Raw genomic sequence first — 15699 nt, 5'->3', positions numbered from 1 at the left:
GATGCTGCCCGACATCGACGGCCTCGAGGTGCTGCAGCGCCTGCGCGCCGAGGGCTACGACCTCTGAAGCCGGGCTGGCTCTGAAGCCGGGTCGGGCAGGGCCGGCCGGCGGGGTCAGCCCCCCCGGGAACCGGGCTTTTTCCCTTGATTCTTGGGCCCCCAGGGGGTATTCCCCGCCCACACTCAATCTCACACGCGGGCAATGCGGCCTTCGGGGAGAAATCCCGAGAGTCGCTCCGGTGTCTGAAATCTCAGGTTTTTCGCCAACTTATGGCGAGAACTTGAGACCAGATGACAGGCCTGCGGTGGACCAACCGGAGAAGATCTTATGGCGCTTCCGAGCCCCTCGATGCGTCAGCTGTTGGAAGCTGGCGTTCACTTTGGACACACCACCCGTCGCTGGAACCCGCGCATGGCCCCCTACATTTTCGGGGCCCGTAACGGCGTTCACATCATCGACCTGGAGCAGACCGTTCCGCTGCTGAACCAGGCCCTGGTCACCGTGCGCGACATCGTCGCCGGCGGCGGCCGCGTGCTCTTCGTCGGCACCAAGCGCCAGGCCAGCGAGAAGGTGGCCGAGGCCGCCAAGCGCTGCGGCCAGTACTACGTCAACCACCGCTGGCTGGGCGGCATGCTCACCAACTGGAAGACCATCTCCAACTCCATCAAGCGCCTGCGCACCGTCGAGGAGCAGCTTGCCGCCGAGCAGAGCGGCCTGACCAAGAAGGAGCTGCTGGTTCTGACCCGCGAGCGCGACAAGCTGGAGCGCGCGCTGGGCGGCATCAAGGAGATGGGCGGCCTGCCGGACGTGCTCTTCGTCATCGACACGAACAAGGAGCACATCGCCGTCGACGAGGCGCGCAACCTCAACATTCCGGTGATCGGCGTGCTGGACTCCAACTCCAACCCCGACGGCGTGACCTTCCCGGTGCCGGGCAACGACGATGCGCTGCGCGCCATCAGCCTCTACTGCGACCTGATCGCCAAGTCCGCCATTGACGGCATCGAACGCCAGCAGGGCGCTCTCGGCCTCGATATCGGCGAGGCCGTGGAGGCTCCGTCCGAGCCGACCCTGGATGAAGAAGCCGCCAAGCCGGCTGCGGAAGAAAACAAGGACGCCTAACCAGCGCCGTTCCGAAAATGTGGGACTGATGAGTCCCGCGACGGCCGCGCGGCAGACAGAAGGCTTCGCGGCCGTTTTTGTTAGAAGATTGATGAAGAGGCGACGATGAGCATTACAGCAGCACAGGTCAAGGAACTGCGCGAGAAGAGCGGCGCGGGCATGATGGACTGCAAGACGGCCTTGACCGAAAACAATGGCGACATGGAAGCGGCCATGGACTGGCTGCGCAAAAAGGGCATTGCCAAGGCCGATAAGAAGGCGGGCCGCACGGCTGCCGAGGGACTGATCGGCGTCGCGTCCGACGCGAACGGCGCCGTTGTTGTCGAAGTCAATTCCGAGACAGATTTCGTGGCTCGAAACGATGCCTTTCAGGCACTGGTCAGCAATATCGCGACCGTTGCTCTTGGCACCGATGGCTCGCTCGACGCGGTTTCCGGCGCAAATTATCCCGAGACCGGCAAGTCCGTGGCCGACACGGTGAAAGACGCCATCGGCACGATCGGCGAAAACATGACCCTGCGTCGCTCGGCCAAACTCGCTGTGGAGAATGGTGCCGTTGCCACCTATGTCCACAATGCCGTGACCGACGGTCTGGGCAAACTCGGTGTTCTCGTCGCGATCGAGACCGCGGGTGACGCCGATGCCGCACGCGCGTTCGGTCGGCAGGTTGCCATGCATGTTGCAGCGACCAATCCGATGGCGTTGACCGAGGCGGATGTCGACCCGACAGCGGTGGCGCGCGAAAAGGAGATCTTCTCCGACCAGGCGCGCCAGTCCGGAAAGCCGGAGAACATCATCGAAAAGATGGTCGAAGGCCGTCTGCGCAAGTTCTTCGAGGAGGTTGTCCTCTTGAAGCAGGCATTCGTTATGAATCCCGACCTGACCGTCGAGAAAGCGCTGGTTGAGGCCGAGAAGGAAATCGGCGCTCCGGCGAAGATTGTCGGCTTCGTGCGTTTTGCGCTGGGTGAGGGCGTCGAACGCGAAGAGAGCGACTTTGCGGCCGAGGTGGCTGCAGCCGTCAAGTCTTAAGACAGGCGAATAACTGTTTGAAGACAAAGGGCGCCGCGTGACAACGCGGCGCCCTTCGTGTAACGCAGGGGCAAATCTGGAGACAACAAAGATGACCGAAGCACGCTACCGGCGCGTTGTGTTGAAAGCATCCGGCGAAGCCCTCATGGGCGAGCAGGGTTTCGGTATCGATGTTTCGGTGGTGGACCGGATCGCCCGGGACATACTGGAGGCACGCAAGCTTGGTGTCGAGGTTGGCGTGGTAATCGGGGGCGGCAATATTTTCCGCGGCGTGGCCGTGGCCTCGAAGGGCGGCGACCGCGTGACCGGCGATCACATGGGCATGCTCGCGACCGTCATCAATTCGCTCGCGCTGCGCACATCGCTGGTAAAGATGGGCGTGGATGCGGTCGTAATGTCCGCCATCGCCATGCCGGAGCTTTGCGAGAGTTTCTCCCAGCGTCAGGCGATGAGCTATATGAATGCGGGCAAGGTGGTGATCTTTGCCGGCGGCACCGGCAATCCATTCTTCACGACGGATTCGGCCGCAGCGCTCAGGGCTGCGGAAATCGGCGCCGATGCGCTCTTCAAGGGCACGCAGGTCGATGGCGTCTATTCCGCCGATCCCCGCAAGGATCCCGGTGCCACGCGCTATGATCGGTTGAGCCATGCACAAGTGATACGCGACGGCTTGGCCATTATGGATACCGCCGCGATTGCTCTTGCGCGTGAGAACCACATTCCGATAATCGTTTTCTCGATTCACGAAGAGGGCGGATTCAACGCCATCTTGAAAGGCGGCGGGCATTGCACCATCGTGTCCGATGACGCCGAAACAGAACAGCGTGCCGGTGCGTAAGGAGATATGAAATGGCCGACGGCGTTGATTTTAAAGACCTGAAACGGCGAATGGAGGGGGCGAGCTCCGCCTTCCAGCACGATCTCGCTTCGCTCAGAACCGGCCGTGCCTCGGCCAATTTGCTCGATCCGATCCAGGTGGAAGCCTATGGAGCGGCCATGCCGGTCAATCAGGTCGCCACAGTGTCCGTGCCCGAGCCGCGCATGATCTCCGTTGCGGTCTGGGACCAAAGCATGGTCAACGCGGTCGACAAGGCTATTCGCGAATCCAATCTCGGCTTCAATCCGATCGTGGACGGATCGACCTTGCGTATTCCTCTGCCCGAACTCAACGAGGAGCGGCGCAAGGAACTGGTGAAGATCGCCCACCAATATGCCGAAAACGCCAAGGTTGCCGCCCGTCACGTACGCCGCGACGGCATGGAACATCTAAAAAAGGCCGAAAAGGATGGCGAGATAAGCCAGGACGAACTGCACACACAGTCCGACCAGGTGCAGAAGATGACCGACGAGACGATCTCCGCCATCGACAAACTGTTGGCAGACAAGGAAGCCGAGATCATGCAGGTCTAGCGGCCGGCGGGCCGCTTGAGAGGCGAGGGAGGCAACCAGGTGAAGCCGGCGCATGTAGCCATCATCATGGACGGGAACGGTCGCTGGGCCGAAGCGCGGGGCTTGCCGCGCCGTGCCGGCCACCGCGCCGGCGTGGAAGCGCTGCGCAATGCCGTGCGCTCGGCCGGTGAGCTGGGTGTCAACTGGCTCACCGTGTACGCATTTTCCTCCGAAAACTGGTCGAGGCCGCGATCGGAAGTCAACGATCTCATGGGGCTTCTACGCCTGTTCATCCGCCGCGATCTCGCCGAATTGCATCAAAACGGCGTTCGCGTTCGCATCATCGGCGACCGCGAGAATCTTGAGGCGGACATCAAGTCGCTTTTGCTTGAGGCGGAAAACCTGACGGCGGAAAACACCAACATGAATCTGGTGATCGCCTTCAACTATGGCGCGCGCGACGAAATCCTACGCGCCGCCAAGGCGCTCATGCGGGACGTACAGTCCGGCAAGATCGGATTGGATGCCGTCGATCTCGATTCCTTCGGCGGTTACCTCGATACGGCCGGCATTCCCGATCCCGACCTGATCATTCGCACCAGCGGTGAACAGCGCCTGTCGAATTTTCTGCTATGGCAGGCCGCCTATGCCGAATTCGTCTTCCTACCGTGTCACTGGCCGGATTTCGGCCGTGACGAAATGGAAGCGGCCATCGCCACTTTCAACGCGCGCGAGCGCCGCTTCGGCGGTGTCGGAGCCCGCGAAGCCGCTCTATGAGCGAGTCCGGAAACGAAGGCGCGCCCGTGTCCGGTGATGCGAAACGCAGCAATCTGCAATTGCGGATCCTCTCGGCGCTCGTTCTGGGAGGCGTCGTTCTGGCGATCACGTCTCTGGGCGGTCTGCCGTTTCGCCTCATGGCGGCGGCCATGGCCGCCGCGATCTTTTACGAATGGGGCGCGATGCGCCGCGAAGCGACCGCCCGGTCGAACACCGTCCTCGCCTGGGCATTGCTCGTTTTCGTCATGCTTTCGATGGTTTTTGGCCAGCCTGCCGTGATCCTTTTTTCGCTTCTCGCGGCCGCGCTCGTCTTGCTGGCCCTGCAGGGATGGGTCTCCGGCGCGGGATTGGGAATGGTGGCGGGACTGGCCTATGCGGCCGCGCCGACACTGGCGCTTGTCCACCTGCGCGCGGACGACCGGGCGGGTTTGTTCGCCATCCTGTTTTTGTTCGCGGTTGTCTGGACGACGGACATCATGGCCTATTTTACCGGGCGCACCCTTGGCGGGGCCAAGCTTGCACCGTCAATTTCGCCAGGCAAGACCTGGAGCGGCGCGATCGGCGGCGCCGTGTTCGCCGTTCTTGCCGGCGTTGTGTTCGCTTTTCACGACAGCGCGGTCCATGGCGCGTTGATCATTGCTGCGACGGCTCTGATTCTCGCCATCGTCTCGCAAATCGGCGATCTGTTCGAATCCGCATTGAAACGGCGCAGCGGAGTGAAGGATTCGAGCAATCTCATTCCTGGCCACGGCGGGGTGATGGATCGGGTCGACGGGCTGATGGCGGCGGCACTCGTGCTCTATCTTCTCGCCGCGCTGCTCGGCGGTCCCGAAACCCCGGCGCATGCCCTTTTCAGTTTTTAGGACATGCGGAACGATTTGCCTTGGATCGGCCGCGATGGCATGGAGTGTGGGTGATGTTCGGGATTCGGTTATGCGCGGCTGCGAACCGACAATGGCGTTAAGTGACAACTTATTGGAACAATGCGGCGGACCTTCTGAAAGTCGTAACGACATTTCAGATTGAGGCGCTGAGGCAAACCGCGATCGAATGAGACAACCGTGATCGATTTTTCCAGCTCCATTTTCAGCACGAACGGTCTTCTGGTGGGGACGATCATCCCGTTTCTGTTCGTTCTGACCGTGGTCGTCTTCGTTCACGAGATGGGGCATTATCTCGTCGGACGCTGGTGCGGCATTGGCGTAAAAGCCTTCTCGATCGGTTTCGGACCGGAACTTTTCGGCTTCAACGACCGGCATGGAACACGCTGGAAGCTCTCGGCGATCCCGCTCGGCGGATATGTGAAGTTCACCGGCGACATGTCGGTTACCAGCACGCCCGATTCCGAATCAACGGAGCGACTGTCTCCCGAGGAATTGCGCGTGGCCTTCCACACCCAGCCGGTGTGGAAGCGCGCGGCCACGGTTTTCGCCGGCCCGTTTTTCAATTTTCTGCTGACCGTTGCCGTTTTCGCGGTGATGTTCGCCGGATTTGGCCGCTACGTGATGGAGCCCATGGTGGCCGAAGTGCGTCCCGACAGCCCCGCGGCCGTCGCCGGCTTCCAGCCTGGAGATCGTTTCGTCTCGGTGGAAGGGACGCAGGTGCGGACGTTCGGCGACGTGCAGCGCATGGTTTCCGGTCGCGCCGGCGACGAACTCTCTTTCGTCGTGCGGCGGGGCGAGGAGGAACTGGCCCTCACGGCAACGCCCGACCTCCTTGAACAGAAGGATGCGCTCGGCAACACCGTGAAGATCGGCATTATCGGCGTCGTGAACGATCAGGAAACGGGCCAGCCGCGCCTGATCGAGTTCGGTCCGGTCGAGGCCCTGGGAGAAGCGGTGCGTGAAACCGGTTACGTGATTTACCGCACCGGACAGTTTCTCAAGCGCTTTGTGGCCGGGCGGGAAGATCGCTGCCAGCTCGGCGGCCCTGTCAAGATCGCGGATATGGCCGGGAAGGCCGCGCAACTCGGGTTCGAATGGCTGGTGCAACTTGTTGCATTATTGTCAGTCGGGATAGGCGTTCTTAATCTTTTGCCCATTCCCCCCCTTGATGGCGGACACCTGGTGTTCTACGCCATAGAAGCCGTGATGCGCCGTCCCGTGTCCGAGAGGGTCATGGACGCGGTTTACCGTGTCGGTTTGTTCGCCGTTCTCGCATTCATGGGGTTTGTTTTTTGGAACGACCTGTTTGGGTGCTAAGGAGGGCTCGGGAAGGCAAAATGTGTAAAAATTGAGACGATATTTACCATGGCTTTGATTTTGGCGTGACGCGAATGCCACTAAGCGGTGGTTCGTAAACGCAAATTAACCAGAAGGCTTGCGTGTAGGGAAAATCTGGCTATTAGGTTAGCTGCTTTGCAAGATTGTTCCTATTTCTCGCTGCGGGGACAAAGAGAATAGAGGTTTTCAGGCCCAATGAAGGCATCTTCGAGCTTTAAGAACGCCGTTTCGGCAGTAGCCCTTTCGGCGGGGTTGGCGATGACGGGGACGATCGCCGTCGAGCTTGCCACGATGGAGGCGGCGGAGGCCGCAACGGTCAGCCGTATCGAGGTGCGTGGAAACCGGCGCGTCGAAGCCGAAACCATTCGCAATTATATCGACATCCGTCCGGGACGCTCGTTCTCGCGCGATGATGTGAACGAGGCGGTCAAGCGCCTGTTCGCGACCGGCTTGTTCGCAGACGTGTCGATCAATCAGTCCGGCGGCGCGCTGATCGTCACGGTCGATGAATATTCGATCGTCAATCAGGTGATCTTCCAAGGCAACAAGAAGATCAAGGATGCAAATCTGTCGCGCGCCGTTCAGCTGCAGCCGCGCAAATCATATTCCAATCAGGCCTTACAGGCCGACGAAGAGACGATCCGCGAAGCTTATCGCCGCATCGGTCGCGACGACGCGAACGTCAGCGGCCGCACGCAGGAGCTCGAAGACGGTCGTGTCAACGTGATCTTCGAAGTCCAGGAAGGCGGACGCACGAAAATTGCCGCGATCAATTTCGTCGGCAACGACGCGTTCCGCGACGGCCGTCTGAAGGACGTGATCTCGACCAAACAGTCGAATTTCCTTTCCTTCCTGCTGCGCAACGACATTTATGACGACAACCGTCTGCGTGCCGACGAAGAAACGCTGCGCCGCTTCTATTACAATCGCGGCTATGCCGATTTCCGCGTCATTTCCGCGACGGCCGATCTCGACGAGACCGAAAACGCTTACACGCTCACCTTCACGGTGGAGGAGGGCGAACGCTATCGTTTCGGCAATATCGGCATAGAAAGCACGATCACCGGAATCGATCCGGAGACGCTGCGGTCGCGCCTCGAGACCCGTCAGGGCAGTGTCTACAGCGCCAAGAACGTCGAAGACTCCATCATCGGCCTGACCGAGCATGTGGCCGGCATGGGCTATGCCTTCGCGCAGGTGACGCCGCGCGGCAACCGCAATTTCGAAACCCGCGAGATCGATGTCGTCTACTCGATCGACGAGGGGCCGCGCGCCTATATCCAGCGCATCGAGATTCGCGGCAATGAGCGCACCCGCGACTATGTGATCCGTCGTGAGTTCGACCTCAGCGAGGGCGATGCCTTCAACCAGGTTCTGGTGCAGCGCGCCAAGCGCCGTCTCGAAGCGCTCGATTTCTTCCAGACGGTCAACATCTCGACCGTGCCTGGATCGCAGCCCGATCAGGTCATTCTCGTCGTTGACGTGGTCGAGAAGTCGACGGGCGAGTTCTCCATCGGTGCCGGTTATGCGACCAGCGGCGGTGTGGACAGCAGCGGCGGTTTCTCCGTCGAGGGCTCCGTCACCGAACGCAACTTCCTCGGTCGCGGCCAGTTCATCCGCGTCGCCGCCGGCGGCGGCAAGAATTCGCGCGACTATTCGTTCTCGTTCACCGAGCCCTATTTCCTCGGTCGCCGTATCTCGGCCGGTTTCGACGTCTATCGCCGAACCCGCAAATTCGACGACAAGTACGAGCGCGACACGACCGGCGCAACGGTGCGTTTCGGCCTGCCGATCACAGAAGCGCTGTCCACGCAGCTCGCCTACAACCTGTCCCAGGAAGAATACACGGGCATTGGAAAGTGTGTGGATCCGACCGACTCCGGTTGTAATCTCGCGCCCGCACTGGTCGAGGCGATCGGACAGGAGAAGTGGATCAAATCGTCCGTCAGCGGCTCGCTGATCTACAACACGATCGACGACATGAAGAACCCGCATTCGGGTCTTTATGCGAACCTCACGCTCGAGGTGGCCGGTCTTGGCGGCGACGCGAAATTCGTGAAAGCCACCGCGCGCAGCACCTATTACCACACACTGTCGGAAGAACTCGACCTGGTCGGTCTGTTCACGGTCGGTGCCGGTCATATTCAGGCGTTCGACGGCGATCTTCGCGTGTTCGATCACTTCTCGGGCAGCGACCGCATCATTCGCGGCTTCGATTACAATGGCATTGGCCCGTATCAGACAGCCTCTGATGGGAGCATTGACCACACCGGCGGTAAGACTTATTTCAACGCTTCCGCCGAAGCGCAGTTCCCGTTCCCGATCCTGCCGGAGAGCTTCGGTCTGCGCGGCGCGGTCTTCGCCGATGCAGCCACCCTTTACGGCAGCGACGTTGCCGGCGCGATCGGAACTGATATGCAATGGCGGGCATCCGTCGGTGCCGGCCTGATCTGGGCGTCGCCCTTCGGTCCGCTGCGTGTTGATTATGCCTACCCGGTCGTGAAGGAAGAGTCCGACGACGTGGAGCATTTCAACTTCGGTATTTCGACACGCTTCTAACGGTCGCGTGTTTCTGGAACAGTTCCGTTTAGCCCGGGCCCAATCGGCCCGGGCGAAAGGTTTCCATGAAGGACCCTGATTTCTTCGCTCCCGCACGCCGCATAACGGCAGGCGAGATTGCCTCGTTGACGGGTGCGGATCTGGTGCGTGCCGAGCATGCGGAGATCGTAATCGAAGGTGTCGCGGCGGCTTCCGAAGGTGGCGCCGGCATGCTCGTTTTCGTCGAAGGAAAGCGCAACGCCGAACTGGTGCGTAGCACCACCGCGTCGGCGGTTTTGTGCAAGCGTGAGTTCGCCGGCCAATGCCCTGAAAACGTCGCGGCTCTGATCGCCGACAAGCCGCAGACGGCGTTTGCGGAGATAACACGCCTTCTGTTTCCCCAGGCGATGCGCCCCGGATCGATGTCCGGCGAAACCGGGGTTTCTCCGCGGGCCAGCGTGGCGTCGGATGCGGTCCTCGAAGAGGACGTTACGGTAGAGCCGGGTGCGGTCGTCGGTGCGGGGGCCATGATCGGGCGCGGCGCCATCATTGCACCCAATGCGGTCGTCGGCGCCTTCACGCGGATCGGCCGCGACAGTTATGTGGGGCCCGGGGCAACCGTGCAATGTGCGATGATTGGCGATCGGGTCATCCTTCATGCCGGTGTGCGTATCGGCCAGGACGGATTCGGCTATCTGCCGGGCGCAAAGGGCCTTGAGAAGCTGCCGCAGATCGGGCGCGTGGTCATTCAGGACGATGTCGAGATCGGCGCCAACACGACCGTGGATCGTGGTGCGCTCGTCGATACGGTGATCGGTCAGGGCACGAAGATCGATAATCTCGTGCAGGTTGCGCACAATGTGCGCATCGGGCGCGGCTGTGTTATCGCTGGAAACTGCGGTCTCTCCGGCTCTGTCACTCTTGGCGATTTCGTTATGCTGGGCGGTCGCGTCGGCATCGCCGATCACATTCATATCGGCACCGGCGCGCAGCTTGCCGCCTCGAGCGGCGTAATGAACGACGTGCCGGCCGGCGAACGCTGGGCCGGCTCTCCGGCGCAGCCGATGCGCGAGGCTTTTCGCGAGTTGGCGGCCTTGCGCGGGCTCGTCGACGGGAAGAAGAAGAAAACGAGGGACGGGGATGACTGAATCCGCTTCAACCACGCTTGAAAGCCTGGACATTATGGACCTGATGCGGTTGCTTCCGCATCGTTATCCGTTTCTGCTGGTCGACAAAATCATCGAGATAGACGGTGACCGCTCCGCCGTTGGCATCAAGAATGTCACGATGAACGAACCCCATTTCACCGGCCATTTTCCCGCCCAACCGGTCATGCCAGGTGTTCTGATCGTCGAGGCCATGGCGCAAACCGCCGGCGCGATCTGCATAAACAATGCTGGCGACGAGAGCCCGTCGCTCGTTTATTTCATGACCATCGACAACGCCAAGTTCCGCAAGCCGGTAGTCCCGGGAGATCGCCTCGAAATCCACGTGACGAAGGTGAAGCAGCGCGGCAGCATCTGGAAATTCGATTGCGTGGCAAAGGTGGACGACGGCAAGGTCGCCGAGGCCGTCATTTCGGCCATGATGTCCGTTGACCAGGCGAGCTGACGAAGCCGCATGAGCCGCGAAACCGTTATTCATCCTTCTTCTATTGTCGACCCAGGCGCGGAACTGGGGCAGGGCGTTCGTATCGGCCCCTTCTGTCATGTTTCCGCTGCGTCGAAGCTTCACGACGATGTTGAACTGATCGGCCATGTCACAATCATGGGGGACACCACGATCGGTGCGGGGTGCCAGATCTATCCGCAGGCCGTTCTCGGCGCTCCGCCACAGAATTTTGGCCACAAGGGCGGTCACAGCACGCTCGAGGTCGGCGAGCGATGCGTTGTCCGGGAAGGGGTGACCTTTCACGCCGGCACCGATACCAGCCGAGGCAAGACGACGATCGGCTCGAACGGTCTCTTCATGGCCTATTCCCACGTCGCCCATGACAGCGCGGTGGGCAATCATGTGACGATGGCCAACTATGCCGGCCTCGGTGGTCATGCCGAAATCGGCGATCATGTCATTATCTCCGGCTATGCCGCCGTTCATCAGTTCGTGCGTATCGGTCACCATGCATTCTTGGGCGGTTTCGCCGCTGTCGTCGGAGATGTCATCCCCTATGGCATGGCCGTAGGCGATCGTGCCCGCCTGCGCGGACTCAATCTCGTCGGGCTTAAGCGCTCTGGCATGCCCCGCGAAGACATCACGGCTCTCCGCAGGGCCTACAAGCTTCTGTTTGCCGAAGGCGCATCCTTGGAAGAAAATGCTGCAGCCGTGCTGCGCACCTATCCCTCATCGAACTTGATCGGCGATATCGTCGCGTTCGTCGGTACCAAGGACAAACGGCACTTCACGCTACCGGCGCGCGGCAAGGGCGCGGCCGAGGACAATGAAACAGCCTGATGCCTCTACGGTCTTGACGTCCGGCGCCCGCGTTGCCGTGGTTGCCGGCAGTGGCGGTTTGCCGCGTGACGTGGTCCGCTCCCTGGTCAAAAACGGTCATCGGCCACTGGTGGTGGCCATGGAGGGGGAAGCCGATTGGCTGGCCGGGGAAGATCGGCAGCACTTCGATCTCTGGTCGGCGCCGGTGGAGCGATTGGCGCTTTTTCTGCCGAAGCTCAAGCGCGAAGGGGTAACGCATCTGGTCCTTGCCGGTGGTGTCAGCCGCCGACCGCCCATCCGCAAGATCCGGCTCGGATGGGACGTCTTCCGCGCACTTCCCAAACTCCTTGCGGCTTATGCCAGGGGCGATGACGGATTGCTGCGAACGGTGATCGCCCTTATCGAAGCGAAGGGTATCCGCGTGTTGGGAGCGCACGAGATCGTGCCGGAGCTTCTTGCGCCCGAAGGGGCGATGACGCGCGTGAAACCGGGCGCCGACGATCACCGCAATCTGGCGGCAGCCTACGAAGCGGCACGCATGATCGGTGCGCTCGACATCGGCCAGGCGGCCATTGCCGTGGGCGGTCGTGCGGTCGCGCTCGAAGGGATAGAGGGGACCGCCGGTCTGCTTGAGCGGATGCGTGAGATGCGCGGCCACGGCCGGCTTGCCGGCCAAACGGGAGGGGTGTTGGTAAAGTGCGTGAAACCGAACCAGGAGGAGCGCGCGGACTTGCCGACGATTGGACCGGATACGATTGATGCGGCGCATGCGGCTGGCCTTAGCGGGGTAGGAATAGAAGCGGAACGCTCGTTGATCGTCGACTATGCGGAGACCGTCGAACGGGCCGATGCACACGGTCTGTTTGTCGTCGGCCTCAAGCCGGAGAGGCGGGTATGAGTTCGAACGCCGAGCCTTTGAAGATCGCGGTGATCGCGGGTGAGGAATCCGGCGATCTTCTCGGTGCCGACCTGATCGCGGCACTTCGCATGCAGAGTGGCGGCGATGTCGAATTGTTCGGCGTGGGCGGACGCAATCTCATGGCGCTTGGCCTGAGGTCGATTTTCGATGCCGAGGACATCGCATTGATGGGGGTGAGCGCGATCCTGTGGGATCTGCCGAGGCTCTTGCGGCGGATCGGCCAGACGGCGCGAGCGATCGCCGATGCGAAGCCCGATTGCGTGGTCACCATCGACAGCCCGGAGTTCAGTCTGCGCGTAGCCAGGAAACTGCGCTCTCTCGCGCCCTCCATACCCATCGTGCACTATGTTTGCCCTAGCGTTTGGGCGTGGCGCCCGGGCAGGGCGGTTGCAATGCGCCCGTTTGTGGATGAGATACTTTGCCTTCTGCCTTTCGAACCCGCGGAGCTCTCCCGTCTCAACGGCCCGCCCGGCACATTTGTCGGGCACAGGCTGGCGACCGATCCCCATATACTGAACGCCGCCAACGCACATCTGAAAGGGAAACCGAAAAGGGCCGATGCGCAGCGCACCCTTCTGCTATTGCCGGGATCGCGCCGGGGCGAGGTTTCGCGACTTCTCCATCCTTTCGGCGATACGATCCGGCATCTGGACGATGCCGGGCACGACTTCAGAATCTTGATGCCGACCGTTCCGCACGTCGCGCAATTGATTGAGGAGACCGTTGGAACCTGGCCCGTCAAGCCCGAGATCATACTCGAGCCCGCGCGCAAATGGCAGGCCTTTGCCGAGGCCGATGCGGCGCTTGCCTGTTCGGGCACCGTATCGCTGGAACTGGCGCTTTCCCGCGTGCCGACGATTCTTTGCTACAAAACGGACTTGGCGGCCCGCGCGCTCATACCGCTGATAACGGTCTGGTCGGCCGCATTGCCCAATCTTATCGCCGATTGGCCGGTTGTACCGGAGCATTTCAACCGGCATATCCGCCCGTCTTACCTGGCGCGGCAACTGACGGGACTGTGGGCCGAACGGCCGCCGCGCGCCGCGCAGATGGCCGGATTTCAAGAAGTGGCGGAGGCGTTGGCGACCGAGCGCCCGTCCGGTGAGATCGCCGCCCACGTCGTGATGCGGCATGTCGCCGAAAGTCGCCGGTAGCCTGCCACGGTCGGAGAGAGCGGCAAGGTTGTCGCCGAAACGGCTCCATCAATAAGAAAGGCCCCGGATGATATCCTCCGGGGCCTTTTCGTTATCCGTGTATCGGTCCGACTCAGCGCTTGGCGATCGGAACGTAATCGCGCTGGGTTGCGCCGGTGTAGAGCTGACGCGGACGGCCGATCTTCTGCTTGGGATCCTCGATCATCTCCTTCCACTGGGCGATCCAGCCGACGGTGCGCGCGAGCGCGAAGAGCACCGTGAACATGGTGGTGGGGAAACCCAGCGCCTTGAGGGTGATGCCGGAATAGAAGTCGATGTTCGGATAGAGCTTCTTCTCGATGAAATATTCGTCGGTCAGCGCGATGCGCTCCAGCTCCATGGCGATGTCGAGCTGCGGATCGTCCTTGATACCCAGTTCGCTTAAGACCTCATGGCAGGTCTTTTGCATGATCTTGGCGCGCGGATCGTAGTTCTTGTAGACCCGGTGACCGAAGCCCATGAGACGGAACGGATCGTTCTTGTCCTTCGCACGGTCGATGAATTCGGGGATGCGGTCCACCGAGCCGATCTCGTCGAGCATGTTGAGAGCGGCTTCGTTGGCGCCGCCATGGGCAGGGCCCCAAAGACAGGCAATGCCGGCGGCGATACAGGCGAACGGATTGGCGCCGGAAGAGCCGGCCAGACGCACCGTCGAGGTGGAGGCATTCTGCTCATGGTCGGCGTGAAGGATGAAAATCCGCTCCATGGCCCGTGCCAGAACCGGGTTCACCTTGTATTCCTCGCAGGGCACCGAGAAGCACATATGCAGGAAATTGGCCGCATAGCCGAGATCGTTCTTCGGATAAACGAAGGGCTGTCCAACATGGTATTTGTAGGCCATGGCCGCGATGGTCGGCATCTTGGCGATCATACGCAGACTGGCCACCATGCGCTGGTGCGGATCGGAAATGTCGGTGGAGTCGTGATAAAACGCCGACATAGCGCCGACCACGCCACACATCACCGCCATCGGATGCGCGTCGCGTCGGAACCCGGTGAAGAAGCGGTTCATCTGTTCGTGCACCATCGTATGATGAGTCACGCGGTAGTCGAAATCCTCCTTCTGCGTCTTGGTCGGCAGTTCGCCGTAAAGCAGCAGATAGCAGGTTTCCAGAAAATCGCCGTGCTCGGCGAGTTGCTCGATCGGATAGCCGCGATGAAGCAGGATGCCTTCGTCACCGTCGATATAGGTGATCTTCGATTCGCAGCTTGCCGTGGAGGTGAAGCCCGGATCGTAGGTGAACATTCCCGTGTCTTTATAGAGCGAGGCGATGTTGACCACATCGGGCCCCACGCTGCCCTTCAAAACCTCGAATTCGTGCTCTTCTTCCTGGCCGCCAATTTCCAGCTTCGCAGTTGGTTTGGTCATCGCAATCACCTCTCACTTCAAGGAACTTGGCGCCAGAAAACTGTCGCCCAAATAAAATGGCCGGCGGGTCGAGCGCGCGAAATAGCTAACGCATTTCCCCCGTGGTGCCAAGCGCGTGCAGCATGCGGATATTGCAGTGCAACACGCTCTCGGTGATCAAACCCACACCGCAAGCCGAATCCGTCGCAGAACGAAGCTAGAAAGCCTGATCGCGAATTCGCGCCAAACTCTCCTCGCGTCCAAGAACGGAAAGAACATCGAAGATTCCTGGCGATGTGGTGCGCCCTACGAGCGCCGCCCTGAGGGGTTGGGCAACTTTGCCAAGCTTGCGTTCGGTCTGCTCCGCAAAAGCGCGGACAGCTGCTTCGATGTTCGCAAGGGTCCAATCGCCGACATTTTGCAATATGGGAAGAATTTCCGCAAGAAGCCGACGGGCATTCTCATCAAGCAACTGAGCGGCTTTGTCATCGAGATCAAGCGGTCGTTCAGAAAAAAGAAACTCTGCACTATCAATGAGTTCTACAAGGGTCTTTGCTCGTTCTTTCAGGCCGGGAAGCGCCTGAAGCAGCTGATTTTTGCGTGTGTCGTTCATCGCGTCGAGCAACGTTTTGCCATCTTCCAGATAGGGCAGCGTCTCGATCGTGGTTTTGAGCAGTTCCGCATCGCCCATCTGCCGCATATGCACCCCGTTCAACGCCTCGAGTTTCTGG

14 protein-coding genes and 1 pseudogene are annotated in these 15699 nt (G+C 60.9%); 13 read left to right on the top strand and 2 right to left on the bottom strand.

What is annotated here, in order from left to right:
* Positions 1–328 precede the first annotated feature (328 nt).
* The 13 genes from rpsB (at position 329) to QZ638_RS16605 (ending at position 13581) form a co-directional block, all read left to right on the top strand.
* Positions 329–1123: a 30S ribosomal protein S2 gene (gene rpsB, locus QZ638_RS16665; RefSeq protein ID WP_295812826.1), complete on the top strand. Its 795-nt coding sequence runs from the start codon at positions 329–331 to the stop codon at positions 1121–1123.
* 105 nt (positions 1124–1228) lie between these two features.
* Positions 1229–2152, top strand: a complete 924-nt coding sequence (gene tsf / locus QZ638_RS16660; protein ID WP_295812824.1) for a translation elongation factor Ts — start codon at positions 1229–1231, stop codon at positions 2150–2152.
* A 91-nt stretch (positions 2153–2243) separates the two neighbouring features.
* On the top strand, positions 2244–2990 hold the full coding sequence (gene pyrH / locus QZ638_RS16655) for a UMP kinase (protein WP_295812821.1): 747 nt from the start codon (positions 2244–2246) through the stop codon (positions 2988–2990).
* Positions 2991–3001: 11 nt separating this feature from the next.
* Complete coding sequence (gene frr / locus QZ638_RS16650; protein ID WP_295812817.1) at positions 3002–3562, top strand: ribosome recycling factor; 561 nt, start codon at positions 3002–3004, stop codon at positions 3560–3562.
* Positions 3563–3601: 39 nt separating this feature from the next.
* Positions 3602–4318 carry an isoprenyl transferase gene (locus QZ638_RS16645; protein WP_295812814.1) on the top strand — a complete coding sequence of 239 codons (717 nt, stop codon included), beginning with the start codon at positions 3602–3604 and terminating at the stop codon, positions 4316–4318.
* Positions 4315–5181, top strand: coding sequence for a phosphatidate cytidylyltransferase (locus QZ638_RS16640; RefSeq protein ID WP_295812812.1), 867 nt, complete (start codon positions 4315–4317; stop codon positions 5179–5181). Before QZ638_RS16645 ends, QZ638_RS16640 begins: the two co-directional genes overlap by 4 nt.
* Before the next feature lie 198 nt (positions 5182–5379).
* Positions 5380–6519, top strand: coding sequence for an RIP metalloprotease RseP (rseP, locus tag QZ638_RS16635; protein ID WP_295812809.1), 1140 nt, complete (start codon positions 5380–5382; stop codon positions 6517–6519).
* Between the two features lie 216 nt (positions 6520–6735).
* Positions 6736–9099 (top strand): outer membrane protein assembly factor BamA, encoded by a 2364-nt coding sequence (bamA, locus tag QZ638_RS16630; RefSeq protein ID WP_295812807.1) that lies wholly within the window; start codon positions 6736–6738, stop codon positions 9097–9099.
* A gap of 65 nt (positions 9100–9164) precedes the next feature.
* Positions 9165–10226, top strand: a complete 1062-nt coding sequence (gene lpxD / locus QZ638_RS16625) for a UDP-3-O-(3-hydroxymyristoyl)glucosamine N-acyltransferase (protein ID WP_295812804.1) — start codon at positions 9165–9167, stop codon at positions 10224–10226.
* Positions 10219–10689 (top strand): 3-hydroxyacyl-ACP dehydratase FabZ, encoded by a 471-nt coding sequence (fabZ, locus tag QZ638_RS16620; RefSeq protein ID WP_295812801.1) that lies wholly within the window; start codon positions 10219–10221, stop codon positions 10687–10689. Before lpxD ends, fabZ begins: the two co-directional genes overlap by 8 nt.
* Positions 10690–10698: 9 nt before the next feature.
* Positions 10699–11529, top strand: coding sequence for an acyl-ACP--UDP-N-acetylglucosamine O-acyltransferase (lpxA, locus tag QZ638_RS16615; RefSeq protein WP_295812799.1), 831 nt, complete (start codon positions 10699–10701; stop codon positions 11527–11529).
* A complete protein-coding gene (gene lpxI / locus QZ638_RS16610) occupies positions 11516–12406 on the top strand; it encodes a UDP-2,3-diacylglucosamine diphosphatase LpxI (RefSeq protein WP_295812797.1) in 891 nt (296 codons plus the stop codon). The genes lpxA and lpxI overlap by 14 nt, the downstream gene beginning before the upstream one ends.
* A complete protein-coding gene (locus QZ638_RS16605; protein WP_295812795.1) occupies positions 12403–13581 on the top strand; it encodes a lipid-A-disaccharide synthase in 1179 nt (392 codons plus the stop codon). The genes lpxI and QZ638_RS16605 overlap by 4 nt, the downstream gene beginning before the upstream one ends.
* A 112-nt stretch (positions 13582–13693) precedes the next feature.
* Here the strand turns inward: QZ638_RS16605 and gltA are convergent, their stop codons facing one another.
* Both gltA and QZ638_RS16595 read right to left on the bottom strand, forming a co-directional pair.
* Positions 13694–14989, bottom strand: a complete 1296-nt coding sequence (gene gltA / locus QZ638_RS16600; protein ID WP_295812793.1) for a citrate synthase — start codon at positions 14987–14989, stop codon at positions 13694–13696.
* 196 nt (positions 14990–15185) lie between these two features.
* Positions 15186–15699 (bottom strand): annotated as a pseudogene (locus tag QZ638_RS16595) (glutamate--tRNA ligase); the annotation flags it as partial.

Source organism: uncultured Nitratireductor sp. (assembly GCF_913053745.1).
In the GTDB taxonomy this organism is placed as follows: Bacteria; Pseudomonadota; Alphaproteobacteria; order Rhizobiales; family Rhizobiaceae; genus Nitratireductor.
This window is presented reverse-complemented; position numbering and strand designations above follow the sequence as displayed.